The organism is Pseudomonas sp. DWRC2-2 (genome assembly GCF_049897885.1).
GTDB lineage: Bacteria > Pseudomonadota > Gammaproteobacteria > Pseudomonadales > Pseudomonadaceae > Aquipseudomonas > Aquipseudomonas azotoformans_A.
Genome location: NZ_JAFCXD010000002.1, coordinates 642,297 through 664,903, shown reverse-complemented (window position 1 = coordinate 664,903; position 22,607 = coordinate 642,297). Strand labels below are relative to the sequence as shown.

The window sequence follows — 22,607 nt, the reverse complement described above, 5'->3', positions numbered from 1 at the left end:
CTACCTGATAAGCCCATCGCCCCCGGCACGTCCATGGACCTTGTCATCGCTCGCCCCGAAGGCCTCTACTGCCCCGCCGGAGATTTCTACATCGACCCCTGGCGCCCGGTGGAACGCTCGGTCATCACCCATGCCCATGGCGACCACGCCCGCACCGGCAACCAGCACTATTTGGCCGCCGCCCCTGGCGAAGGCATTCTGCGTTCACGCCTGGGCCAGGACATCAACCTGCAAACCCTGGCTTACGGCGAGCAACTGGTGCACCACGGCGTCGCCCTGAGTTTTCACCCGGCCGGGCATGTCTTGGGGTCGGCCCAGGTGCGCCTGGAATACAAGGGCGAAGTCTGGGTCGCATCCGGAGACTATAAAGTCGAACCCGACGGCACCTGCGCGCCCTTCGAGCCGGTGCGCTGCCACACCTTTATCACCGAATCCACCTTCGGCCTGCCGATCTACCGCTGGCAGCCCCAGGCGCAGATCTTCGCCGGGATCAACGATTGGTGGCAGACGAATATCGCCGCTGGCAAAGCCAGCGTGTTGTTCTGTTATTCCTTCGGCAAGGCCCAGCGCATCCTGCATGGCATCGACGCCAGCATCGGCCCGATCCTCAGCCATGGCGCGGTCGAACCGTTGAACCGGGTGTACCGCGAGGCCGGCATCTACATCCCCGAAACCCTTTACGCCGGTGACTTCAAGAAAACCGACCCGCTGCTGCGCCAGGCCTTGATCATCGCCCCACCTTCGGCCGGCGGCAGCAGTTGGATCAAGCGCTTCGGCGACTACAGCGACGCCTTCGCCAGCGGCTGGATGCGCCTGCGCGGCACCCGACGCAGGCGCGGCGTGGACCGGGGTTTTGTACTCTCGGATCACGCCGATTGGCCCGGCCTGTTGTGGGCCATCGAGCAAACCGGCGCCGAGCGGGTGATGGTCACCCATGGGTCTGTCGGCGTATTGGTGCGCCATCTGCGGGAAAAAGGCCTGGATGCCCAGGGCTTCACCACTGAATACGGTGATGACGAAGAAGAGGCCAGAGCATGAAGGCCTTTGCCGAGTTGTACGCCAACCTCGACGCCACCACCTCCAGCAACGCCAAACTGGCGGCGTTGCAAGCCTACTTTCGCGATGCTGCGCCGGAAGATGCGGCCTGGGCCGTGTATTTCCTGTCCGGCGGACGCCCTCGGCAACTGGTGCCGACGCGCCTGTTGCGCGACATGGCCACCGAAGCATCCGGCATCGAGCCGTGGTTGTTTGAAGAAAGCTATCAATCGGTGGGCGACTTGGCGGAAACCATTTCCCTGCTGCTGCCGGAATCCACCTACACCTCGCAGGACGGCCTGGCGGTGTGGCTGGAGGAAAAACTCCTGCCCCTGCGTGGCTTGCCGCCATTGGAATTGGCCGAGCGTCTGCCGGCGTTATGGGCACAACTGGATCAACCCAGCCTGATGGTGTGCATCAAGTTGATCACCGGCAGCTTCCGTGTGGGCGTGTCCAAGCTATTGGTCACCCGCGCCCTCGCCGCAATGGCCGATCTTGACAGCAAGCGCGTGGCGCAAAGGCTGGTGGGCTACACCGATCTGTCTAACCGTCCTACACCGGAGGGTTATCTCAAGCTCATCGCCGCCGAATCACCCGACGAACATGCGCAACGTGGCGGGCAGCCTTATCCGTTTTTCCTGGCCCATGGCTTGGCGCAACCGGTGGAACAATTCAACGATTTGCTGGGCTCCCCCGCCGACTGGCAAGTGGAATGGAAGTGGGATGGCATCCGCGCCCAGCTGGTAAAACGCGACGGCCGCCTGTGGATCTGGTCCCGTGGCGAAGAACTGGTGACCGAGCGTTTCCCCGAACTGTACAGCCTGGTAAGCGGATTGCCCGATGGCACGGTGATCGACGGCGAAATCGTGGTGTGGAAAGACGCGGTGCAACCCTTCGCCCTGCTGCAACAGCGGATTGGGCGCAAGACCCTGAGCAAAAAAGTGCTGGAGGACGCCCCGGTTGCGGTGCTGGCCTACGACCTGCTGGAACATCAGGGCGACGATTGGCGCAACCACACCCAGGCTGAGCGTCGCACGCAACTTGAGCAGGTGATTGCCCAGTGCAACCAGCCGCTATTACGGGCGTCGCCGCTGTTGACCGGGGCGACCTGGGAAGACCTGGCCGAACAACGCGACGCCTCTCGCAGCCTCGGCGTGGAAGGCATGATGCTCAAGGCACGCGATGGCCTGTACGGCGTCGGTCGCACCAAGGACATGGGCGTGTGGTGGAAGTGGAAGGTCGACCCGTTCAGCGTCGATGCTGTGTTGATCTACGCCCAGCGCGGCCATGGCCGACGCGCCAGCCTGTATAGCGACTACACCTTCGCCGTGTGGGACGGCCCGACTGGCAGCGAACGCACGCTGGTGCCGTTTGCCAAGGCCTACTCCGGCCTGACCGACGAAGAAATGCGCAAGGTCGACGCGATTGTGCGCAAGACCACCGTGGAAAAGTTCGGCCCGGTCAGCAGTGTGACGCCAAGCATGGTGTTTGAACTGGGGTTCGAGGGCATTGCCCTGTCCAAGCGGCACAAGAGTGGGATTGCGGTGCGGTTTCCACGGATGTTGCGCTGGCGGCAGGACAAAAAAGTCGAGGACGCCGACAACCTCGCCACCCTGCAAGACCTTCTGACCTGAAACAGTGCGCTCATTTTTCGATGCCCATTTTCGGGCATCTCCTACACTCAGATCGCCCTTCCCGCACCTTTTAAAACGCTCATTCGGAACTATGGTGCAGAAATTGCTACTTGTGATCCGTCTGACACCGTTCAGTAACAGTCCTAAACGCGCCACAAGCGCTTATCTTGGTTTCCAGGGATTACATAATGAAAAAAGCATTGCTGACCCTTTCTGCACTGGCCCTGTGCATGGCCGCAGGTGTAGCCACGGCCAAGGAATACAAGGAATTGCGTTTTGGTGTCGATCCGTCCTACGCGCCGTTCGAATCCAAGGCCGCCGACGGCAGCCTGGTGGGCTTCGATATCGACCTGGGCAATGCGATCTGCGCCGAGCTGAAAGTGAAGTGCAAGTGGGTTGAAAGTGACTTCGACGGCATGATTCCAGGCCTCAAAGCCAACAAGTTCGACGGCGTGATTTCATCCATGACCGTGACCCCGGTGCGCGAAAAGGCCATCGACTTCTCCAGCGAACTGTTCTCCGGCCCGACTTCGCTGGTGTTCAAAAAAGGCGCGGGCTACTCGACGCCAGAGTCCCTCAAGGGCAAGTCCGTGGGCTACGAGCAAGGCACCATCCAGGAAGCCTACGCCAAGGCCGTACTGGATAAAGCCGGTGTGACCACCAAGGCCTACGCCAACCAGGACCAGGTGTACGCCGACCTGACATCCGGCCGTCTCGACGCTTCCGTGCAGGACATGCTGCAAGCCGAACTGGGCTTCCTGAAGTCGCCGGCCGGCGCCGGTTATGAAGTCAGCGCAGCCATCGACGACCCACTGTTGCCGTCGAAAACCGCCATCGGTATCAAAAAAGGTAACACTGAACTGAAGGCGCTTTTGGATAAAGGTATCAAAGCGTTACACGATGATGGCACCTACGCCACCATCCAGAAGAAACACTTTGGCGATCTGAACCTGTACAGCGGCAAATAATGCCTGGAGCGCCCTTCCCTGGAGGGGCGCTTTTTTATCGCCATAGGTCCTGATTTATGTTCGAAGAACTGTTGCAAACCCTCGGGTTGAGCGCGCTCAGCCTGAAGGGTTTCGGCCCGCTGTTGCTGCAAGGCACCTGGATGACCATCAAGTTGTCCGTGCTGTCCCTGGCCGTCAGCGTGTTGCTGGGCCTGCTCGGCGCCAGCGCCAAACTCTCCAGCCTGCCCTTCCTGCGCATTCCCGCCCAGCTCTACACCACCTTGATTCGCGGCGTGCCCGACCTGGTGCTGATGTTGCTGATTTTCTACAGCCTGCAAACCTGGCTGACCGGTTTGACCGATTTCATGGAATGGGAATACATCGAGATCGACCCCTTCAGCGCCGGGGTGATCACCCTCGGTTTTATCTACGGTGCGTACTTCACCGAGACGTTTCGCGGCGCGATCCTCGCGGTGCCCCGTGGCCAACTGGAAGCCGCCACGGCCTACGGCCTCAAGCGTGGCCAGCGGTTTCGCTACGTGACCTTCCCGCAGATGATGCGCTTTGCCCTGCCGGGGATCGGCAATAACTGGATGGTGATGCTCAAGGCCACGGCCCTGGTGTCGATCATCGGCCTGGCCGACCTGGTCAAGGCCGCCCAGGATGCCGGCAAGAGCACCTACCAGTTGTTTTACTTTTTGGTACTCGCGGCGTTGATCTACCTGTTGATCACCAGCGCGTCCAACTTCGTCCTGCGCCGCCTTGAACGTCGCTACTCCGCTGGCGCCCGGGAGGCCGTGCGATGATCGAACTCTTGCAGGAATACTGGCGCCCCTTCCTTTATAGCGACGGCCAGCACATCACCGGCCTGGCGATGACGATGTGGTTGCTCACGGCCGCGCTGGTCATCGGCTTTCTGGTGTCGATCCCGTTGTCCATCGCCCGTGTGTCGCGCAAGCGCCTGGTGCGTTGGCCGGTGCAGTTCTACACCTACCTGTTCCGGGGCACGCCGCTCTATATCCAGTTGCTGATCTGCTACACCGGCATCTACAGCCTCGCCGCCGTGCGCGAACAACCGTTGCTGGATGCGTTCTTTCGCGATGCGATGAACTGCACCATCCTGGCCTTCGCCCTCAACACCTGCGCCTACACCACGGAGATTTTCGCCGGGGCGATCCGCAGCATGGCCCACGGCGAAGTCGAAGCAGCCAAGGCCTACGGCTTGAGTGGCTGGAAGCTGTACGCCTACGTGATCATGCCGTCGGCATTGCGCCGCTCGTTGCCGTACTACAGCAATGAAGTGATCCTGATGTTGCATTCGACCACGGTGGCCTTCACCGCGACGATCCCCGACATCCTCAAAGTGGCGCGGGATGCCAACTCGGCGACCTTCATGACTTTTCAATCATTCGGAATCGCTGCGCTGATCTACCTGACCGTGACCTTCGCCCTGGTCGGTCTGTTCCGGTTGGCGGAGCGTCGTTGGCTGGCCTTCCTCGGGCCGAGCCATTAAGGAGCTTTCATGCGTCATCAGGTCCATGAACTGATCGCGCCGGTGCCAGGCACGGCCCGGCAGATTCACAGTTTTCACTTCGGCCCGGAGCAGGCTGAAGGCAAGATCTACATCCAGTCGTCGCTGCATGCCGATGAGCTGCCGGGCATGCTGGTGGCTTGGCACCTGAAGGTGCGGCTGGCTGAACTGGCGGCGGCCGGCCGCCTGCGCAGTGAAATTGTGCTGGTGCCCATCGCCAACCCGGTGGGCCTGGAACAGGTGCTGATGGATATCCCGCTGGGCCGCTATGAGCTGGAAAGCGGGCAGAATTTCAATCGCCTGTTTGTCGACCTCAGTGAAACCGTGGGCAATCAAGTCGAGGAGCTGCTTGGGGTCGATCCCCAGCACAACGTCGAGTTGATCCGCGCCGCGCTGTCCACCGCCCTCGCTGCGCAAAGCGCTGAGACCCAACTGCAATCCCAGCGCTTGGTGCTGCAACGCCTGGCATGTGACGCCGACATGGTGCTGGACCTGCATTGCGACTTCGAAGCCGTGGCGCACCTGTACACCACGCCCGAGGCCTGGCCGCAGGTTGAGCCGTTGGCGCGTTATATCGGCTCGGAGGCGAACCTGCTGGCGACCGACTCCGGCGGGCAATCCTTCGACGAGTGTTTCACCCTGGTGTGGTGGCAGTTGCAGCAACGCTTCGGCGAGCGTTTCCCGATCCCCATGGGCAGCTTTTCGGTGACCGTCGAACTGCGTGGCCAGGGCGACGTCAACCACGGTCTGGCCGCCCTCGACTGCCAGGCGATCATCGATTATTTGATTCACTTCGGCGCCATCGCCGGTGACGTCGCACCGCTGCCCGAGCTGCCCTATGCGGCCACGCCACTGGCGGGCGTTGAACCGGTGGCTACCCCCATGGGCGGCCTGTTGGTGTTCAGCGCCCTTCCCGGTGAGTACCTGGAAGCCGGACAACTGATCGCTGAAATCATCGACCCCATTTCCGACCGCGTAACGCCCGTGCATTGCCGCAATGCCGGCCTGCTTTACGCCCGTTCGCTGCGCCGCATGGCCACTGCCGGGATGGTCATCGCCCATGTCGCAGGCCTTGATGCCTACCGCAGCGGCTATCTACTTTCGCCTTGAGGATGCACGCCCCATGTACAAATTGACCGTTGAAGGCCTGCATAAAAGCTATGGCGACAATGAGGTGCTCAAAGGTGTTTCGCTCAAGGCCAAGACTGGTGACGTGATCAGCCTGATCGGCGCCAGCGGCTCGGGCAAGAGCACCTTTTTGCGCTGCATCAACTTCCTGGAAACGCCCAACGACGGCGCCATGACCCTCGACGGCCAGCCGATCCGCATGGTCAGCGACCGCCACGGCATGCGCGTGGCCGATGATGCCGAACTGCAGCGCCTGCGCACGCGCCTGGCCATGGTGTTCCAGCACTTCAACCTGTGGAGCCACATGAGCGTGCTGGAGAACATCACCATGGCCCCGCGCCGGGTGCTGGGCTGCAGCAAGAAGGACGCCGAGGACCGTGCCCGTCGTTACTTGGACAAGGTGGGCTTACCGGCACGCGTGGCCGATCAATACCCGGCGTTCCTCTCCGGCGGCCAGCAGCAACGCGTCGCCATCGCGCGCGCCTTGGCCATGGAGCCGGAGGTGATGCTGTTCGACGAACCCACCTCGGCCCTCGACCCGGAGCTGGTGGGCGAAGTGTTGAAGGTGATCCAGGGGTTGGCCGAGGAAGGCCGCACCATGATCATGGTGACGCACGAAATGAGCTTTGCACGCAAGGTGTCGAGCCAGGTGTTGTTCCTGCACCAGGGCCTGGTGGAGGAACAAGGCGTGCCGGAAGAGGTGCTGGGCAATCCGAAGAGCGAACGTTTGCAGCAGTTTCTCAGCGGCAATCTCAAGTAAACCTGACGTGAGCTCGGAAGGTATGCAGCGTGCGCCGGGTTTCAAGGCGCCAGCCGGCATGGGTGCAGGCGCGCGAGACGATTTCCAGGCCAAAGCCGAAGCCCGGTGACGCGAGCTGGTCCATCCGGTTATTCAGGATGACTAGATGCTGCTCCGTGAGGACCACGCGGATTTTCCCGGCACCGTGCTGAACAGCGTTACCCAGCAGGTTCTGCACCACGCTGCGGGCGATCGCCTCGTTGGCCTGGGTGATCGTCGGCGCACCGGCAAACACCCGCGCACCCGCGGCATGGGGGTAAAGCAGCTGATATTTCTCGATCTGCTCGGCAACGACGGCGGCCAGGTCAATCGCCTCATGGGGCAATTGCCGCGGTTCACGGGCCAGGGACAAAAACAGCTCGATCGTCATTTTCATCCCGGCCAGGGCAGCTTCCATGCGCAACAGGCTACGCGCTGATTTTTCCGCGTTGCAGCCTGGCAGGCGCAGGATCGCCAGGCAGTTGTTCAAGATACTCAGGGGCGTGCGCAACTCATGGCTGACGTGCCGGGTGAATGCCTTTTCCCGCTGCAACGTGCTGTGTTGCTGGGTTACAAGTGAAGACAGCGTGCGGCTCAAGGTGCCGATCTCATCCTGGCGATCAAAGCCGCTGAACCGGACCGGCCCAGGCACGGCATCCGCGACTTCCGCCGCCAACTGGCTCACTGGCTGGGCAATGGCCCGGGCAATGGCGATGGCCAGGATGGCGCCAAGGATCAGGATCAAGCCTGCGACTGCACACAACAGTCCGAAAATCTGCGTGCGGTAGCCTTCAGTCTGGCTGAGCTTGGATTCATCCAGTAACAAGACCAGCAACGCAGACTCGCCGCCAACGGCACTCACCAATACGTGCACATCCCCTTTCGCAAGTTCGTGGTGCCCCGGCGGCAGGTTCAGGGCAACCAAAGGCAATGTGGGGTCCGTCGACCAATAGCCTTTCAGGTAGATCGCGTTGGGCATTGGCGCGGTACGTCCCACTTGGGCGTGTTTACCCTGAAACGCCTCGGCCTCCAGCTTCAAATAGCTCTCGACGATGTAATCCTCGGTGACGGCGACTGCGAGCCAGATCAGCAGGCTATAGAACCCGGTGATCAATGCCATGAACGGCAGCAGGGTGTAGAGGATTCGCGTGAAGAATGAGTCAGTGGGGAATAGCAAGGCGGTACCCTTTCCCGTGGACAGTCCGGATCAGATCATTGCCGTAGGGTTTGCCCAGGGTTTGCCTCAGCCGGTAAATGTAGGTGCGTAGCGCATCACTGTCCGGCGGATCGCCGTCGGGCCACAGTGCGGCTTCAAGCTTGTGTCGGCTGACCGGCTCCGGCGCCACATCAGCCAACAGGTTCAACAGGCTGAACTGAAGGGCAGGCAACACCTTGACGACACCGTTGTGGCGCAACGATTGAGAGGCCGGGTCAATGATCAGGTCGCCCAATTGCCGAGGACTTCGCGGTTTGCGCGGCGCCCCACGGCGCATCAGCGCACGGATGCGCCAGATCAACTCCTGGGGCTCGAACGGCTTGATCAAGTAATCGTCACCGCCGGCTTCATAACCCTCCTCCTTATCAGGGAGCGCATCGCGGGCGGTCAGGAACAGGACCGGCGTTTCATTCTGCTCCCGGCGCAATTGGCGACAGGTGTCAAAACCGCTCATACGGGGCATGGCGACGTCCATCACAATCAGGTCGTATTCATGCTGGCGGACCCGTTCCAGGCAACTTCGCCCATCACGCGCGAAGTCCACTTCGTAACCAAACTCGCCGAGATAATCTCCCAACGAACCTGCCAATGCGTGATCATCTTCCACCAGTAATATTTCCATAAAGACAAACTCCAAATTCGCACAAACAGTTAAGACATTTCCTTCAGCAAACAATTAAAAACCCACAACAAATACCATTTCACAACGTGACATTTGATTCACGTTTCATCTTATACATTCTGGCAATGCAAAGAATACTGAGTTTGTTCATCCGCTACTTGAGCGCAGGCGCCATCGCGACGTTGGTTCATTACGGGGTATTTGTTTGTTTATTAAGGTGGTTCGCCCCCACGCCATCGACGTTTCTTGCTGCGTCTACAGGGGCTTTGATCGCCTATTGCCTGTCCAGGCATTGGGTATTTGCACAACGATCCTGTAACAGATTGCGTTTTTTTATTACGGCCACCAGCCAGGTTTTAACCAACACCTTAATGGTCAACTTACTGACCTTCTGGGGGGCTCCTCCACTGCTTGCACAAGTACTGGCAACCGCCGCCGTTACCTTTCAGGGCTTTACGATCAACCACTTCTGGGTATTCAAACATGACCTCAATCGCAAGCCTTTCCAGTGACCCCATACCGGATGAAAAACTTACAATACTGGTCCCTTGCTTTAACGAACAATGCGTAATAGCCGAACTTCACTCACGACTGATGACAATCGTCGACGGATTGAGAGTCCCCACTGAAGTGCTTTACATCAATGACGGCAGCCAAGACCGGACAGCGGCGATCATCGATCAGTTTTCCCAGGACCCACGGGTCAAGAGCCTGCACTTGAGTCGTAACTTCGGCAAGGAAGCCGCCATGCGCGCGGGCATCAATGCCGTGGAAAGCGGCGCGGTGATCATCATGGACAGCGACCTGCAGGACCCGCCCGAGTTGATCCCGCTAATGGTGCAGGAATGGCTCAAAGGCTACGAGATCGTGAACATGCAACGCCGTTCGCGGCGGTGTGACTCCTGGGCGAAACGCACCGCTGCGCGACTTTACTACGCGACCATGGATCAACTGATCGACGACTTCGAGATACCCCAGCAAGTCAGCGACTTCAGGTTGATCGGGCCCCATGCACGGGCAGCCATACGCGCCATGGACGACAACGCCGGCGTGTTGAAACTGCTGGTCAGTTGGCTCGGCTATCCGAGTACCGAAGTGAACTACGACCGCACCGCGCGCCAGGCCGGCAGGACCAAATGGAACACGCTGTCATTGCTGGACCTGTGTGCCGACTCGATTCTGGCCTTCTCCACACGTCCACTGCGGATGTACAGCTACTTGAGTGTCACCAGCTTTCTGATCGGCTCGCTGTGGGTCGTTGCGGCGGCGACCTTCGGTGAACTCACCCACGAACATCTGCTGGTGCAATCGATCCTGTTGCTGTGCCTGGGCACCGCCGTGATCGGCGAGTACGTCGGCCGGGTGCTGAAGGTGGTGAGCCCCAGGCCCAACGCTCTGCATAAACGCAAGCACCCTTGAATCCCTTCGAAAAGGTTGTCGTCATGAACCGTTCCGCCTCCATCCGTCTGCTCTGGGGCATCCTGATGACCGTGCTGCTGGTGCGCCTGGTCACACTGGGGCTGTATCCGCTCATGGACACGTCGGAAGCCCGCTATGCGGAAATTGCCCGCAAGATGCTGGTCTCCAATGACTGGATCACTCCGATGTTCGATCACGGCGTGCCATTCTGGGGCAAACCACCGCTGTCATTCTGGCTACAGGCGTTGAGCATGCAGGTGTTCGGCATCAACGAGTTCGCCAGCCGTTTCTCCAGCTGGTTGATGCATGTCGCCAGTTGCCTGCTCATCGTGCATTTCGCCAGCCGGGAACGCAGCCTTCAGGTCGGGTTGACCGCGGCGATTATCTATTCGACATGCGCCCTCGGGTTCTTTGCCAGCGGCGCGGTCTTGACTGACAGCGCACTGGCATTCGCCCTTCTGCTCGCCCATCTGGGGTTGTGGCGCGGGCTGGTACACGCGGACCGAGGCTGGGCGCTGGTCGGTTTTTTTGGGTTGGGCCTCGGCCTGCTCGCGAAGGGCCCATTGGCGCTGGTCCTGATTACGCTGCCAGCAGCCCTGTGGCTGGCCCTCACTGGCCACTGGCGCCGGCTGCTCAGCCTGCCGTGGTTGCCAGGCATCGCGTTGATGCTTGCCGTGGCGCTGCCTTGGTATTGGCTGGCGGAACAAAAGACACCGGGGTTCCTGAAATACTTCATCGTCGGCGAACACTTCAGTCGCTACGTCATCAGTAACTGGCAGGGCGACCTCTACGGCAGCGCACATGCCCAACCCTTGGCGATGATCTGGCTGCATCTGCTGGGCGGGCTTTTACCCTGGGCATTGTTCCTGCCGTTGCTGGTGAAGGAGCGTTCCACCCTGCAAGGGCAGCGCGAATACTTCATCTTCATACTGGCGTGGGCGCTTTCAACACCGCTGTTCTTCACCCTGTCCACCAACATTCTCTGGACCTACGTACTGCCTGCACTGCCGGCCTGGGCGCTACTGCTGGCCGATGTCATCTGCCAGAAAATACGCGCAATCGTCATCGCCGCCGTAGCACTGGCACTGCCGATCACCGGTTGCCTCATCATCATCAGCGGCCAGCTGTCCGATCGCCCACAAAACCAGAAAGACATGGTTGCCTTGTGGAAGGTGCAACAACCCGCCGCCCCCGGCGACCTGATCTATCTGGGGACGCGCTCCTATTCGGCGGAGTTCTACAGTGCTGGCTGGGCCCGCCACACCCAACAGCCGCAAAAGCTGCCACTGTCCCAGGGCTTTTATCTGGTTCGACGCCAGGCCAGCATACCGCTGGACATGCCGGCGTCCGTCACTTGCGCAAGGGTGGGCCAGGCCAACGCTTCCGGGTTGCATTATTGCGCCGTCAAGTCGCAATAACCGGTTAAACCTTTGCCATGCCGCGAGGGTCTGTGAAATAGGCCCTCCAGAGCATCAGCCGTTGTATGGCAACTTCCCGCAACTTCGCCAAGACATGGTTTGCCACCAAGGGCTGGAAGCCGTTCACCTTTCAAAAAGACGTATGGGCGGCGGTTAAAGCAGGCCACTCGGGATTGCTGCATGCCAGCACCGGTGCCGGGAAAACCTACGCGCTATGGTTTGCTGCTCTCAATCGTTTCGCCATCGCCCGTGCCCCCACTACCAGCAAACGCAAACCGCCCGCCGAACCATTGACGGTGCTGTGGATCACCCCCATGCGCGCCCTCGCCGCCGACACCGCGCGCGCCCTCGAAGCGCCACTTGAAGCGCTACAGATTCCGTGGAGCGTCGGCCTGCGCACGGGCGACACCAGCAACAGCGAACGCGCGCGGCAGACCCGTCGCCAGCCCACCGCGCTGGTCACCACACCGGAAAGTCTGACGCTGATGCTCGCCCGTGCCGACAGCGAGGCTAGCCTGGGGCACCTGCGCATGGTAGTGGTGGATGAGTGGCACGAACTGATCGGCAATAAACGCGGCGTGCAACTGCAACTGGCGCTGGCACGGTTGCGACGCTGGCACCCAGATTTGATGGTGTGGGGTATTTCGGCGACCTTGGGTAATCAGGCTCACGCGCTGGAAGTCTTGGTCCCACAGGGCGACGGGATCAATGTGCAGGGGCAAACGGCTAAACAGTTGGTGATCGACACCTTATTGCCCCCCGTGACCGAGCGCTTTCCGTGGGCCGGTCATATCGGTTTGAAAATGTTGCCCCAGGTGGTGGCCGAGGTAGACGCCAGTAATAGTTGCCTGGTGTTTACCAACACGCGGGCGCAATCGGAGATCTGGTTCCAGGCATTGCTGGACGCCCGCCCCGATTGGGCCGGGGTGATTGCGCTGCACCATGGCTCTTTATCCAGAGAAACCCGTGACTGGGTGGAACGGGCCTTGAAAGACGGCCAGCTCAAGGCGGTGGTGTGTACCTCAAGCCTGGACCTGGGAGTGGATTTCCTGCCAGTGGAGCGTGTGTTGCAGATCGGCTCGGCCAAAGGTGTGGCGCGGCTGATGCAACGCGCCGGGCGCTCGGGGCATGCGCCGGGGCGGCCGTCGCGGGTGACGTTGGTGCCGACCCACAGCCTGGAGTTGGTGGAAGCCGCCGCGGCCCAGGATGCGATTGCGCAACGGCGCATCGAAGCGCGGGAATCGCCGTACAAACCATTGGATGTACTCGTACAACACTTGGTGAGCATGGCACTGGGCGGCGGCTTTACGCCGGATGCGTTGCTGGCGGAAGTGCGCAGTGCCTGGGCCTACCATGACCTGACGGCTGAAGACTGGGCCTGGGCCCTGGGTTTTGTGCGGCACGGTGGGCTGTCGCTGACGGCCTACCCGGATTACCGCCGCGTGGAGCCCGACGAGCACGGCATCTGGCGCGTCCCGGATGCACGACTGGCGCGGCGCCATCGGATGAGCGTGGGCACTATCGTCAGTGACGCCAGCATCCATCTGAAATTCTGGAGCAAGGGCGGTGGCGGCAAGAACCTGGGCAGTGTCGAGGAAGGGTTTATTGCACGGCTCAAACCGGGAGATGGGTTCCTGTTTGCCGGGCGCCTGCTGGAATTGGTCCGTGTGGAAAACATGACCGCTTATGTACGTCGCAGCAGCGCCAAGAAAGCCGCTGTGCCGCGCTGGAATGGCGGGCGCATGCCGCTTTCCAATGAACTGGCGCAAGCGGTGGTGGAGCGCTTTGATGCTGCGGCCCATGGGCACTTTGAAGGGCCGGAGATGCAAGCGGTGCAACCCTTGTTGCAGACACAGTTGCGCTGGTCGGGCTTGCCGACGCGCAAGCATTTGTTGGCTGAGGCGCTTAAGTCACGGGAAGGCTGGCACCTGTTTCTCTATCCCTTTGCCGGGCGCCAGGTGCACCTGGGGCTGGCGAGTCTGTTTGCATGGCGCGTGAGCCAAGGGCAGGCCGTTACCTTCTCGATCGCGGTCAACGATTATGGGCTGGAACTGCTGAGTGCCACCGAAGTGGATTGGCCGACGGTATTGAACGGAGCGCTGCTGAGTCCGCAGAACCTCCTGGAAGATGTAGCGGCCAGCCTGAATGCCGGGGAACTGGCCCTGCGCCGTTTTCGTGAAATCGCGCGCATTGCCGGGTTGGTATTTGCCGGCTACCCCGGCGCGCCGAAAAGTACCCGGCAGGTGCAGGCTTCCAGCGGGTTGTTCTTTGAGGTGTTCAAGCAATACGACCCACAGAACCTGTTGCTGACCCAGGCAGGCGAAGAAGTCCTACGCGATGAGCTGGACATTCGTCGCCTCGAAGAGACATTACGTCATCTTTGCGCGCTGAAACTGGACTTGCATCGGATCGAACGCCCTACGCCCCTGGCATTCCCGCTGCTGGTTGAACGGATGCGCGAAAGCATGAGTTCGGAAAAACTCTCAGAGCGCATCGCACGGATGGTCAAGGACCTGGAAAAAGTCGCGGATAACGGGAAACGCTGATGGTGTGCACGGTGATGCTGGAGGGTGAGGAATTGTGGTTGCTGGCAGACAAGGCGGTCTACTGGCCTGCGCGCCAATGCCTGATGATCGCCGACGCACATTTCGGCAAGGCCTCGGCGTATCGCAGCCTCGGGCAGCCGGTGCCACAAGGCACCACCACCGAGAACCTGCAGCGCCTGGACCGGTTGCTCTCTGCGCTAGCCTGCACTCAGGTGATCTTTCTCGGCGACTTCCTGCACGGTCCGGGATCACACGCCAGTGGCACGCTGGGCGCATTGAGACGCTGGCGGGCCCTTAATCCTGACCTGCCCCTGACCTTGATTCGGGGCAATCACGATAAACGCGCGGGGGACCCGCCCGAGGACTTGAGGATAGACGTGGTAACGGAGCCGCTGCTGGTGGGCCCTTTTGCCTTGCAGCACGAACCTGACGCCCATCCCAGCCACCACGTGCTGGCGGGGCATGTACATCCGGTGTATCGGTTGCGCGGCAAGGGTCGGCAGAGTTTGCGGCTGCCGTGCTTTGTGATCGGCGCCCGAGTCAGCCTGCTGCCGGCGTTCGGTGCATTTACCGGCGGGCATGGGGTGGAGCAGGACAATGACCACCGAATCTATGTGATTGGCGGTCATGAAGTCTGGCCGGTGGGCTAGTAATCAGGCGACAGGCGCGGGCGGTGGCTCGTCCGGCAAGGTCGGCTCGCCTGGTTCGGTGGGCTGTGGATAGTCCGGCTCAGGCTGGCCGGGGATGCCGCCGGCATAAGCAGGATCGGCCATCAGGGACCAGGCCAGAACGCCAATCTGATTGGGTTCAAGCCGGGCAAGTTCTGCGCTTATTCGCGGGTCGAGCTTCATAAGGTACTCCTCAAGCGTGGCCCGGCGCGTTTTACACACGCCGGGGCAGTACACCTAGATAGAGTCACTTTCTGCAGACTAATTCCCTTTACGCGTAGGAGCTTTCGATCAAGCGCGTGGGAGGGTGACGCCTCGCTGACCTTGGTACTTGCCTGCGCGGTCTTTGTAGGACACTTCACAGGCCTCGTCGGACTGCAGGAACAGCATCTGTGCCACGCCTTCGTTGGCGTAGATTTTCGCGGGCAGCGTGGTGGTGTTGGAGAACTCAAGGGTCACGTGGCCTTCCCACTCAGGCTCAAGCGGTGTCACGTTGACGATGATGCCGCAACGCGCGTAGGTGCTTTTACCCAGGCAGATGGTCAGCACGTCACGGGGAATACGGAAGAATTCCACGGTGCGCGCCAGGGCGAAGGAGTTCGGCGGAATGATGCACACGTCGCTCTTGACGTCGACGAAGCTCTTTTCGTCGAAGTTCTTTGGGTCGACGATCGCCGAATTGATGTTGGTGAACACCTTGAATTCATCGGCGCAGCGCACATCGTAGCCGTAGCTGGAAACGCCGTAGGAAATCACCGGCGCATCGCCTTGGCCACGGATCTGGCGCTCCACGAACGGTTCGATCATGCCGTGTTCCTGCGCCATGCGGCGAATCCACTTGTCCGATTTGATGCTCATGGCGGGTGTCCTGAATAGCGAGGTGGAAAAATTCTGTGGGGCATCTTACCGGGGCCGGCGTTGGGGTTCAAAGGTCACAAGGCTTTTCTTGACGAATGCGCCTGCTGCTATAAGCCGTAGCCAGCGGGGCCGGGACCTGTATTGGCGTGCCCGGTGAGCGGAAACATCACCGCCAGTCACGAAAATGGAGAAACCTTCGGAAATATCATTGGCACGTCCCGGAAAAAGGGTTAAGGTGGCGCCACTGTGCTGCTTGTGTCACTGAGAATCTCTACACGATATGTTGAATTTCGATCCAACCATCTCCAAGAATTTTTCCTGCTCTTTGCACTCAGTCTCGGCCAGGGCTTTTCCTGAGTCGCAGTTAACTTTGTCCAAGGAGATACACCATGTCTAATCGCCAAACTGGTACCGTTAAGTGGTTCAACGATGAAAAAGGCTTCGGCTTCATCACTCCACAATCCGGTGACGACCTGTTCGTTCACTTCAAAGCTATCCAATCCGACGGCTTCAAAAGCCTGAAAGAAGGCCAACAGGTTTCTTTCATCGCTACCCGCGGTCAGAAAGGCATGCAAGCTGAAGAAGTTCAAGTTATCTAACTTGTACTGACTTAGTCGAAAAGACCCCGCCCTTAAAAGCGGGGTTTTTTTATGCCTGGGATTTGGCTCTAGCACCCATGTAATACCGAGCACAAAAAATGTGGGAGCGGGCTTGCTCGCGAAAGCGGTGAATCAGTCGGTACTTTCGTTGACTGACACTCCGCTTTCGCGAGCAAGCCCGCTCCCACATTTCGTCCTGCGTAGCTACTGAAACAACGACTCACTCGACAAGCCATTCTTCTCCAGGATCTCACGCAAGCGCTTGAGCCCTTCGACCTGGATCTGCCGCACCCGCTCACGGGTCAGGCCGATCTCCAGGCCTACGTCCTCCAGGGTGCTGCTCTCATGGCCACGCAGGCCGAAGCGGCGAATCACCACCTCACGCTGCTTGTCCGTGAGCTCCGACAGCCACTGGTCAATGCTTTGGGAAAGATCATCGTCCTGCAACAGCTCGCAAGGATCGGTAGGACGATCATCCGTCAGGGTGTCCAGCAGGGTTTTATCCGAATCCGGACCCAGCGAGACATCGACCGAAGACACGCGCTCATTGAGACCCAGCATGCGCTTGACCTCTCCCACCGGTTTTTCCAGCAGGTTGGCGATTTCTTCAGGCGAAGGTTCATGATCGAGTTTTTGGGTAAGCTCACGCGCTGCCCGCAGGTAGACATTGAGCTCCTTGACCACATGGATCGGCAACCGGATCGTGCGGGTCTGATTCATGATCGCCCGTTCGATGGTCTGACGAATCCACCAGGTGGCGTAGGTCGAAAAGCGGAATCCCCGCTCAGGGTCGAACTTCTCCACAGCCCGGATCAAGCCCAGGTTGCCCTCCTCGATCAGGTCCAACAGGGACAGCCCACGATTGACATAGCGTCGGGCGATTTTCACCACCAGACGCAGGTTGCTTTCAATCATGCGCTTGCGCCCAGCCGGATCGCCCTTTTGCGACAAGCGCGCAAAATGGACTTCTTCTTCGGGGGTCAGCAGAGGGGAAAAGCCGATTTCATTGAGGTACAGCTGGGTCGCATCGAGCGCCCGCGTGTAGTCAATGTATTTGTGTTGCTTTAACGCGGTGGAGTTCTTGGACTTGGTGCGAACTGAAGGTACAGCAGGTCCCTCATTCGACATCGATTCCGTATCGATACCGGTCTCCATAAGGAGAACCTCATCGTCGATGTCAAACTCCGGCGCTTCTTTACTGAGAGCCATTGTTATAGTCCTTTGGTGAGTTCGACCTCAAGCTCAAGCGGCGCCTTTATCCTTGGCAACGCTGGAGCCTGTTCCTTCTACGTGAGGGAACAGGCTGTGCAACACATCAACGACGGGGTAGGAATTGCAGCGGATCTACAGGTTTCCCTTGGCGGCGAATCTCAAAGTGCAGTTTCACCCGGTCTGTACCAGTTGACCCCATTTCGGCAATTGTCTGTCCGACTTTGACCTGCTGCCCCTCCCGAACCAACAGCCTACGGTTGTGACCGTAAGCACTGACGTAGGTATCGCTGTGTTTGATGATGACCAGCTCGCCGTAGCCCCGTAAACCACTCCCGGCGTACACCACTGTCCCATCAGACGCAGCTAAAACAGGCTGTCCCAAATCTCCGGCGATATCAATGCCTTTATTCAAACTACCGTTTGAAGAGAATTTTCCAATCAGCACTCCGTTTGAGGGCCATCCCCAACCGGTCGGCGCAGGCCCGGCAGGTGGCAACGGCGCGGGTGCCGGCTTGGTCGCAGGGGCCGGTGTGGCGGTGCCTGCAGGCCGGGTGATGATGGTGGTTTTGCTCGAAGACGACGGCGAAGATCCGGTGTTTGTCACAACTGCCGTAGGCGTTGAACCGGTGCGCCCGTCGAAGCGAATCGTCTGACCCGGATGTATCGTGTATGGCACAGGAATATTGTTACGTGCTGCAAGTGCCTTGTAATCCCAGCCATAACGGAAGGCGATCGAGAACATCGTATCGCCCTTGCGCACCACATATTGTCCGGTGGTCACCGTCGGTTTCTGCGGGACGGCATTATTACGGTCAACCACCCGTGCGCCACTGCTTGGCGAGCTGGAACACCCGACCAACACGGAACTGAAGACGAGGCCAAGCACCAGTCGATGAAAGCTTGTTTTACTCATACGCTGCGCAAGACCTGTGAGACTCACCCGCCGCTCCCTTTGTGGTGGCTGAACATGAATGCCTGTATCAGGCTTGAAATATGACGCAAGTATAACTGGGCATTGGCTTTTTACCGGCACACGACTGAAACGAAAAATTCATCGTGTTTAATGCCGACGCCCGATCATGTTGACTCGATAGACCCCGCCGTAAGACACATCCCCACCAACAGAATTCACTGCCGGCGAACAAATGATCAGGCCAGCGGGCCATTGAGCAATGGCACGAAGCGCACGGCGCCGAGTACATGCCGGGAAAAGCCCTCTTCCTCACGGATAATGAGCATCAATTGTTGCACTTCGCCGGAGCCAACCGGGATGACCAGACGTCCGCCTGGAGCGAGTTGATCAAGCAACGCCTGGGGCACGTCGGTGGCTACGGCAGTGACGATGATGCCGTTGTACGGCGCCAGCGCCGGCCAGCCTTCCCAGCCATCGCCCCAGCGAAACACCACGTTGCGCAGGTTCAACTCCACCAGGCGCTCCTTGGCACGGTCTTGCAGCACCTTGATGCGCTCGACCGAAAACACCCGCTCCACCAGTTGCGCCAGTACGGCGGTCTGGTAGCCGGAGCCGGTGCCGATTTCCAGCACCTTGTCCAAAGGCCCCGCCGCCAACAGCAGCTCGCTCATGCGCGCCACCATGTATGGCTGGGAGATGGTCTGGTTGTGGCCGATGGGCAGCGCCGTGTCTTCATAGGCACGGTGGGCCAGGGCTTCATCGACAAACAGATGCCGAGGCGTACGCCGGATCACTTCCAGCACCTGAGCGTTGGACAACCCCTCTTCGTACAAGCGCTGGATCAAGCGTTCGCGGGTACGCTGGGACGTCATGCCGATGCCCCGGCGCAGCAAGTCGTCTTGTTCACGGCCCATTAGCGCAGCCCCTCCAGCCAGCCATCGAGACCACTGAAGGCATCACTGAAGGTGCGATCGAATTGCAACGGGGTAATCGATACGTAACCTTGCATCACGGCATGGAAGTCGGTGCCCTCACCGCCATCTTCCGCATCACCCGCCGCGGCAATCCAATAGCCTTCCTTGCCACGCGGGTCAACCACCTTCAACGGCGCCGCCGCGCGGGCGCGATGGCCCAGGCGCGTCAGCTGGATGCCGCGAATATGGTCGAGGGGCAAGTTGGGAATATTGACGTTGAGCACCGTGCGCGGTGGCAGGTTCAGGGAGCCATGAGCCTCCACCAGCTTTCGCGCAAAATACGCAGCGGTCGGCAGGTTATCCAATTGGCGCGAAGCAAACGAAAAAGCGAACGCCGTACGCCCCAGGAAGCGACCTTCGAGTGCCGCCGCCACCGTGCCGGAATACAGCACGTCATCGCCCAGGTTGGCGCCGAGGTTGATACCCGATACCACCAGGTCCGGCTCCTGATCCAGCAGGCTGTTGATCGCCAAATGGACGCAGTCGGTAGGGGTGCCGTTTACACTGATAAAGCCATTGGCCAGGACGTGCGGGTGCAGCGGACGGTCGAGCGTCAGCGAACTGCTGGCGCCGCTCTTGTCCTGGTCGGGGGCGACCACCACGCACTCGGCGTAATCTTCCAGCGCAGCATAGAGCGCGGCAAGACCGGGTGCGGTGGCACCGTCATCGTTTGATATCAGAATACGCATGGGTTGTCCGTCTGCCCCACCGGCACCAGATCAACTAGCTCGCGCACCAAGACAGTGGCGAAGCATCCGGCCGGCAGGACGAATTCCAATTGCAGAATGTCCAGCGAGGGATAATGCCACGTCAAACCGCCAATGGGCAGTCGCAGAATGCGACGTTCCTGGCTCATGCCGGCATTCACCAGCCAATCACGCAGGTCGGCTTCATCGGCAGCAACAGCCTGTTCGAGTTCAAAGGTTGCACCCGTGGCAGGCGAATCGCCTTCGCCCCACTGCGGGCCAGTCGGGTGCAGGTCCAGGATCGCCAGGCGTGGGTCGCTGCATTCAGCCTCCCCTGCCGGGAAAAAACTGCGGCTGTCGGTAAACGCCAGCAAGTCGCCGACCTGGGCGCGCTGCCACGAACCATCGGCCACACGCGCCGCCAACACTTTGTTGAACAAGAAGCTGCGCGCCGTGGACAGCAACCGCGATCGCACGTTGCGCTGTTCCGGTAAGGCCTTGCGCGCGGCCCACTCACGGGCGTCGACCACGTTGCCGCCGTTGTGGCCAAAACGCTGGGCGCCGAAATAGTTGGGAACGCCGTGTTGTGCAATCAGTTGCAACCGCGCATCGATAGCGGCGGTATCACCGGCCAACTGGGTCAGGCGCAAGGTGAAACCATTGGCCGAGTGCGCACCGCGTTGCAGCTTGCGCTTGTGGCGGGCGGTCTTGAGGATCTTGAGCGTGTCGTTTTCCGCCGCGCTCATGTCCGGGTCGGCCTTGCCGGGCAGCTGCACGCTGAACCACTGGCGAGTCAACGCCTGGCGATCCTTGAGCCCGGCATAGCTGACCGTGCGCAACGGCACGCCCGCTGCCTTGGCGATCCGCCGCGCGGCTTCCTCGGTATTGAGCCCGCGTTTTTCCACCCACAACCACAGGTGCTCACCTTCTCCGGTTAGCGGGATATCCAGCACTTCGTCGACCTGGAAGTCTTCGGCCGTCGCCTTCAGTACCGCGCTGCCCAAGGCCTCGCCATAGGCCCGTGGACCCAACAGTTGCAGGTCATTCATGCGCGCAGCAACAAGGCAACAGAGTGCACCGCAATGCCCTCTTCCCGACCGGTGAAGCCGAGCTTTTCGGTGGTGGTGGCTTTCACGTTCACTTGATCCAGTTCAATGTGCAGATCCGCGGCAATCAGCGCACGCATCGACTCGATATGGGGGGCCATCTTCGGCGCCTGGGCCACGATGGTGTTGTCGACGTTGCCGACCTTCCAGCCTTTGGCATGGATCAAGCCGACCACATGACGCAGCAGTACACGGCTGTCCGCGCCCTTGAAGGTCGGGTCGGTGTCCGGAAAGTGCTTGCCGATATCGCCCAACGCCGCTGCGCCGAGCAAGGCATCGCTCAAGGCATGCAACACAACGTCGCCGTCGGAATGAGCCAGCAACCCATGGTGGTGCGCAATGCGCACGCCGCCCAGGGTGATGAAATCGCCTTCAGCGAAACGGTGCACATCGTAGCCGTGGCCAATACGCATAAAAAAACGCCCCGATTTAATTCAGGGCGTGATTCTACCTACTTTTGCCTCACATTAACCGAGCAAAGCACGGCCATGGTGTCGCAAATGGTCTTCGATGAAGCTGGCGATAAAGAAGTAGCTGTGGTCGTAGCCAGGTTGCAGGCGCAGTTCCAGCGGATGGTTGGCCGCCTTGGCCGCTTGCTGCAGGGCTTCAGGCTTGAGTTGCACGGCGAGGAAATCGTCGCGGTCGCCCTGGTCCACCAGCAGCGGCAGCTTTTCCGAGGCTTCGCTGATCAGCACGCAGGCATCCCACTCGCGCCATTTAGAGCGCTCTTCGCCCAAATAACGCGAGAAGGCTTTCTGGCCCCACGGGCAATCCATCGGGTTGTTGATCGGCGAAAACGCCGACACCGACAGGTAACGCCCAGGGTTGCGCAACGCACACACCAGCGCCCCATGGCCTCCCATGGAGTGGCCACTGATGCCGCGCTTGCCCGAGGCCGGGAAATGCGCTTCAACCAAGGCCGGCAATTCCTGCACCACGTAGTCATGCATCCGATAGTGCTTGGCCCAAGGTTCCTGGGTGGCATTCAGGTAGAAGCCGGCACCGAGGCCGAAATCCCAGGCGTTATCCGGATCACCCGGAACACCCGGCCCACGTGGGCTGGTGTCCGGCGCAACGATGATCAACCCCAACTCGGCAGCCATGCGCTGGGCGCCGGCCTTCTGCATGAAGTTCTCGTCGGTGCACGTGAGACCGGAGAGCCAGTACAGCACCGGCAACTTGCCGCCCTCCTCCGCTTGCGGCGGCAGGTAGACGGCGAAAGTCATGTCGCAACCGAGCACATCGGAATGATGCTTGTAGCGTTTATGCCAGCCGCCGAAGCTTTTCTGGCACGACAGGTTTTCCAGACTCATGGCC

The 22,607-nt window shown here is 60.1% G+C and carries 24 protein-coding genes; 13 read left to right on the top strand and 11 right to left on the bottom strand.

All coding sequences use genetic code 11. From position 1 onward, the window contains the following. Positions 1–33 precede the first annotated feature (33 nt). The 7 genes from ACP7EW_RS11620 (at position 34) to ACP7EW_RS11590 (ending at position 7,035) form a co-directional block, all read left to right on the top strand. A complete protein-coding gene (locus tag ACP7EW_RS11620) occupies positions 34–1,038 on the top strand; it encodes a ligase-associated DNA damage response exonuclease (protein WP_426217131.1) in 1,005 nt (334 codons plus the stop codon). After that, on the top strand, positions 1,035–2,669 hold the full coding sequence (locus tag ACP7EW_RS11615; RefSeq protein ID WP_426217129.1) for an ATP-dependent DNA ligase: 1,635 nt from the start codon (positions 1,035–1,037) through the stop codon (positions 2,667–2,669). Before ACP7EW_RS11620 ends, ACP7EW_RS11615 begins: the two co-directional genes overlap by 4 nt. A gap of 188 nt (positions 2,670–2,857) precedes the next feature. Then, complete coding sequence (locus ACP7EW_RS11610; RefSeq protein WP_014717255.1) at positions 2,858–3,637, top strand: transporter substrate-binding domain-containing protein; 780 nt, start codon at positions 2,858–2,860, stop codon at positions 3,635–3,637. A gap of 56 nt (positions 3,638–3,693) precedes the next feature. Beyond that, entirely contained in the window at positions 3,694–4,422 is a 729-nt protein-coding gene (locus tag ACP7EW_RS11605) for an ABC transporter permease (protein ID WP_010212412.1), read from the top strand. Next, on the top strand, positions 4,419–5,129 hold the full coding sequence (locus ACP7EW_RS11600; RefSeq protein WP_028619222.1) for an ABC transporter permease: 711 nt from the start codon (positions 4,419–4,421) through the stop codon (positions 5,127–5,129). The genes ACP7EW_RS11605 and ACP7EW_RS11600 overlap by 4 nt, the downstream gene beginning before the upstream one ends. A 9-nt stretch (positions 5,130–5,138) precedes the next feature. Beyond that, complete coding sequence (locus ACP7EW_RS11595) at positions 5,139–6,257, top strand: succinylglutamate desuccinylase/aspartoacylase family protein (RefSeq protein WP_426217126.1); 1,119 nt, start codon at positions 5,139–5,141, stop codon at positions 6,255–6,257. Positions 6,258–6,270: 13 nt separating this feature from the next. Further along, a complete protein-coding gene (locus ACP7EW_RS11590) occupies positions 6,271–7,035 on the top strand; it encodes an ABC transporter ATP-binding protein (RefSeq protein WP_061435558.1) in 765 nt (254 codons plus the stop codon). Here ACP7EW_RS11590 and ACP7EW_RS11585 read toward each other — a convergent pair. Further along, positions 7,028–8,230, bottom strand: a complete 1,203-nt coding sequence (locus ACP7EW_RS11585) for a hypothetical protein (RefSeq protein ID WP_426217123.1) — start codon at positions 8,228–8,230, stop codon at positions 7,028–7,030. The two genes, ACP7EW_RS11590 and ACP7EW_RS11585, sit on opposite strands and share 8 nt — an antisense overlap. Then, entirely contained in the window at positions 8,214–8,891 is a 678-nt protein-coding gene (locus ACP7EW_RS11580) for a response regulator transcription factor (RefSeq protein WP_426217121.1), read from the bottom strand. Before ACP7EW_RS11580 ends, ACP7EW_RS11585 begins: the two co-directional genes overlap by 17 nt. 143 nt (positions 8,892–9,034) lie before the next feature. Here ACP7EW_RS11580 and ACP7EW_RS11575 point away from each other — a divergent pair, with 143 nt between their 5' ends. The 5 genes from ACP7EW_RS11575 to pdeM all read left to right on the top strand — a co-directional run bounded on the left by ACP7EW_RS11575 (position 9,035) and on the right by pdeM (position 14,924). After that, positions 9,035–9,403: a GtrA family protein gene (locus ACP7EW_RS11575; protein WP_426217119.1), complete on the top strand. Its 369-nt coding sequence runs from the start codon at positions 9,035–9,037 to the stop codon at positions 9,401–9,403. Continuing rightward, a complete protein-coding gene (locus ACP7EW_RS11570; RefSeq protein WP_426217116.1) occupies positions 9,375–10,310 on the top strand; it encodes a glycosyltransferase family 2 protein in 936 nt (311 codons plus the stop codon). The genes ACP7EW_RS11575 and ACP7EW_RS11570 overlap by 29 nt, the downstream gene beginning before the upstream one ends. Before the next feature lie 23 nt (positions 10,311–10,333). Beyond that, positions 10,334–11,728, top strand: coding sequence for an ArnT family glycosyltransferase (locus ACP7EW_RS11565; protein ID WP_426217113.1), 1,395 nt, complete (start codon positions 10,334–10,336; stop codon positions 11,726–11,728). A 65-nt stretch (positions 11,729–11,793) separates the two neighbouring features. Then, on the top strand, positions 11,794–14,274 hold the full coding sequence (locus ACP7EW_RS11560) for a ligase-associated DNA damage response DEXH box helicase (RefSeq protein WP_426217111.1): 2,481 nt from the start codon (positions 11,794–11,796) through the stop codon (positions 14,272–14,274). Next, positions 14,274–14,924 carry a ligase-associated DNA damage response endonuclease PdeM gene (pdeM, locus tag ACP7EW_RS11555; protein ID WP_426217109.1) on the top strand — a complete coding sequence of 217 codons (651 nt, stop codon included), beginning with the start codon at positions 14,274–14,276 and terminating at the stop codon, positions 14,922–14,924. Before ACP7EW_RS11560 ends, pdeM begins: the two co-directional genes overlap by 1 nt. Positions 14,925–14,927: 3 nt before the next feature. Here pdeM and ACP7EW_RS11550 read toward each other — a convergent pair whose 3' ends face one another. Next, positions 14,928–15,125 carry a hypothetical protein gene (locus tag ACP7EW_RS11550; RefSeq protein WP_016976883.1) on the bottom strand — a complete coding sequence of 66 codons (198 nt, stop codon included), beginning with the start codon at positions 15,123–15,125 and terminating at the stop codon, positions 14,928–14,930. A gap of 108 nt (positions 15,126–15,233) precedes the next feature. Continuing rightward, positions 15,234–15,800: a dCTP deaminase gene (gene dcd / locus ACP7EW_RS11545; RefSeq protein ID WP_010212421.1), complete on the bottom strand. Its 567-nt coding sequence runs from the start codon at positions 15,798–15,800 to the stop codon at positions 15,234–15,236. Positions 15,801–16,189: 389 nt separating this feature from the next. On the opposite strand from dcd, the gene ACP7EW_RS11540 reads away from it, so the two are divergent. Next, a complete protein-coding gene (locus tag ACP7EW_RS11540) occupies positions 16,190–16,399 on the top strand; it encodes a cold-shock protein (RefSeq protein ID WP_002554837.1) in 210 nt (69 codons plus the stop codon). A 204-nt stretch (positions 16,400–16,603) separates the two neighbouring features. Here the strand turns inward: ACP7EW_RS11540 and rpoS are convergent, their stop codons facing one another. From rpoS to fghA, 7 genes are all read right to left on the bottom strand, one after another. Continuing rightward, positions 16,604–17,608 (bottom strand): RNA polymerase sigma factor RpoS, encoded by a 1,005-nt coding sequence (gene rpoS / locus ACP7EW_RS11535; RefSeq protein ID WP_016976882.1) that lies wholly within the window; start codon positions 17,606–17,608, stop codon positions 16,604–16,606. 106 nt (positions 17,609–17,714) lie between these two features. After that, entirely contained in the window at positions 17,715–18,551 is an 837-nt protein-coding gene (locus tag ACP7EW_RS11530; RefSeq protein WP_133074425.1) for a peptidoglycan DD-metalloendopeptidase family protein, read from the bottom strand. Positions 18,552–18,760: 209 nt separating this feature from the next. After that, positions 18,761–19,396 (bottom strand): protein-L-isoaspartate(D-aspartate) O-methyltransferase, encoded by a 636-nt coding sequence (locus tag ACP7EW_RS11525; protein WP_010212427.1) that lies wholly within the window; start codon positions 19,394–19,396, stop codon positions 18,761–18,763. A 41-nt stretch (positions 19,397–19,437) separates the two neighbouring features. Continuing rightward, positions 19,438–20,187: a 5'/3'-nucleotidase SurE gene (gene surE / locus ACP7EW_RS11520; protein ID WP_061435552.1), complete on the bottom strand. Its 750-nt coding sequence runs from the start codon at positions 20,185–20,187 to the stop codon at positions 19,438–19,440. Continuing rightward, positions 20,175–21,233 (bottom strand): tRNA pseudouridine(13) synthase TruD, encoded by a 1,059-nt coding sequence (truD, locus tag ACP7EW_RS11515; protein WP_426217106.1) that lies wholly within the window; start codon positions 21,231–21,233, stop codon positions 20,175–20,177. Before truD ends, surE begins: the two co-directional genes overlap by 13 nt. Beyond that, positions 21,230–21,703, bottom strand: a complete 474-nt coding sequence (gene ispF / locus ACP7EW_RS11510) for a 2-C-methyl-D-erythritol 2,4-cyclodiphosphate synthase (RefSeq protein WP_025855145.1) — start codon at positions 21,701–21,703, stop codon at positions 21,230–21,232. Before ispF ends, truD begins: the two co-directional genes overlap by 4 nt. Positions 21,704–21,757: 54 nt before the next feature. Continuing rightward, entirely contained in the window at positions 21,758–22,603 is an 846-nt protein-coding gene (gene fghA / locus ACP7EW_RS11505; protein ID WP_133074426.1) for an S-formylglutathione hydrolase, read from the bottom strand. Between the last annotated feature and the right edge of the window lie 4 nt (positions 22,604–22,607).

Coding starts and splice junctions, on each gene's coding strand:
- ACP7EW_RS11620 (WP_426217131.1), top strand. CDS start 34: ATGGACCTTGTCATCGCTCGCCCCGAAGGCCTCTACTGCCCCGCCGGA.
- ACP7EW_RS11615 (WP_426217129.1), top strand. CDS start 1,035: ATGAAGGCCTTTGCCGAGTTGTACGCCAACCTCGACGCCACCACCTCC.
- ACP7EW_RS11610 (WP_014717255.1), top strand. CDS start 2,858: ATGAAAAAAGCATTGCTGACCCTTTCTGCACTGGCCCTGTGCATGGCC.
- ACP7EW_RS11605 (WP_010212412.1), top strand. CDS start 3,694: ATGTTCGAAGAACTGTTGCAAACCCTCGGGTTGAGCGCGCTCAGCCTG.
- ACP7EW_RS11600 (WP_028619222.1), top strand. CDS start 4,419: ATGATCGAACTCTTGCAGGAATACTGGCGCCCCTTCCTTTATAGCGAC.
- ACP7EW_RS11595 (WP_426217126.1), top strand. CDS start 5,139: ATGCGTCATCAGGTCCATGAACTGATCGCGCCGGTGCCAGGCACGGCC.
- ACP7EW_RS11590 (WP_061435558.1), top strand. CDS start 6,271: ATGTACAAATTGACCGTTGAAGGCCTGCATAAAAGCTATGGCGACAAT.
- ACP7EW_RS11580 (WP_426217121.1), bottom strand. CDS start 8,891: ATGGAAATATTACTGGTGGAAGATGATCACGCATTGGCAGGTTCGTTG.
- ACP7EW_RS11570 (WP_426217116.1), top strand. CDS start 9,375: ATGACCTCAATCGCAAGCCTTTCCAGTGACCCCATACCGGATGAAAAA.
- ACP7EW_RS11565 (WP_426217113.1), top strand. CDS start 10,334: ATGAACCGTTCCGCCTCCATCCGTCTGCTCTGGGGCATCCTGATGACC.
- ACP7EW_RS11560 (WP_426217111.1), top strand. CDS start 11,794: ATGGCAACTTCCCGCAACTTCGCCAAGACATGGTTTGCCACCAAGGGC.
- pdeM (WP_426217109.1), top strand. CDS start 14,274: ATGGTGTGCACGGTGATGCTGGAGGGTGAGGAATTGTGGTTGCTGGCA.
- ACP7EW_RS11550 (WP_016976883.1), bottom strand. CDS start 15,125: ATGAAGCTCGACCCGCGAATAAGCGCAGAACTTGCCCGGCTTGAACCC.
- dcd (WP_010212421.1), bottom strand. CDS start 15,800: ATGAGCATCAAATCGGACAAGTGGATTCGCCGCATGGCGCAGGAACAC.
- ACP7EW_RS11540 (WP_002554837.1), top strand. CDS start 16,190: ATGTCTAATCGCCAAACTGGTACCGTTAAGTGGTTCAACGATGAAAAA.
- rpoS (WP_016976882.1), bottom strand. CDS start 17,608: ATGGCTCTCAGTAAAGAAGCGCCGGAGTTTGACATCGACGATGAGGTT.
- ACP7EW_RS11525 (WP_010212427.1), bottom strand. CDS start 19,396: ATGACGTCCCAGCGTACCCGCGAACGCTTGATCCAGCGCTTGTACGAA.
- surE (WP_061435552.1), bottom strand. CDS start 20,187: ATGCGTATTCTGATATCAAACGATGACGGTGCCACCGCACCCGGTCTT.
- truD (WP_426217106.1), bottom strand. CDS start 21,233: ATGAATGACCTGCAACTGTTGGGTCCACGGGCCTATGGCGAGGCCTTG.
- ispF (WP_025855145.1), bottom strand. CDS start 21,703: ATGCGTATTGGCCACGGCTACGATGTGCACCGTTTCGCTGAAGGCGAT.
- fghA (WP_133074426.1), bottom strand. CDS start 22,603: ATGAGTCTGGAAAACCTGTCGTGCCAGAAAAGCTTCGGCGGCTGGCAT.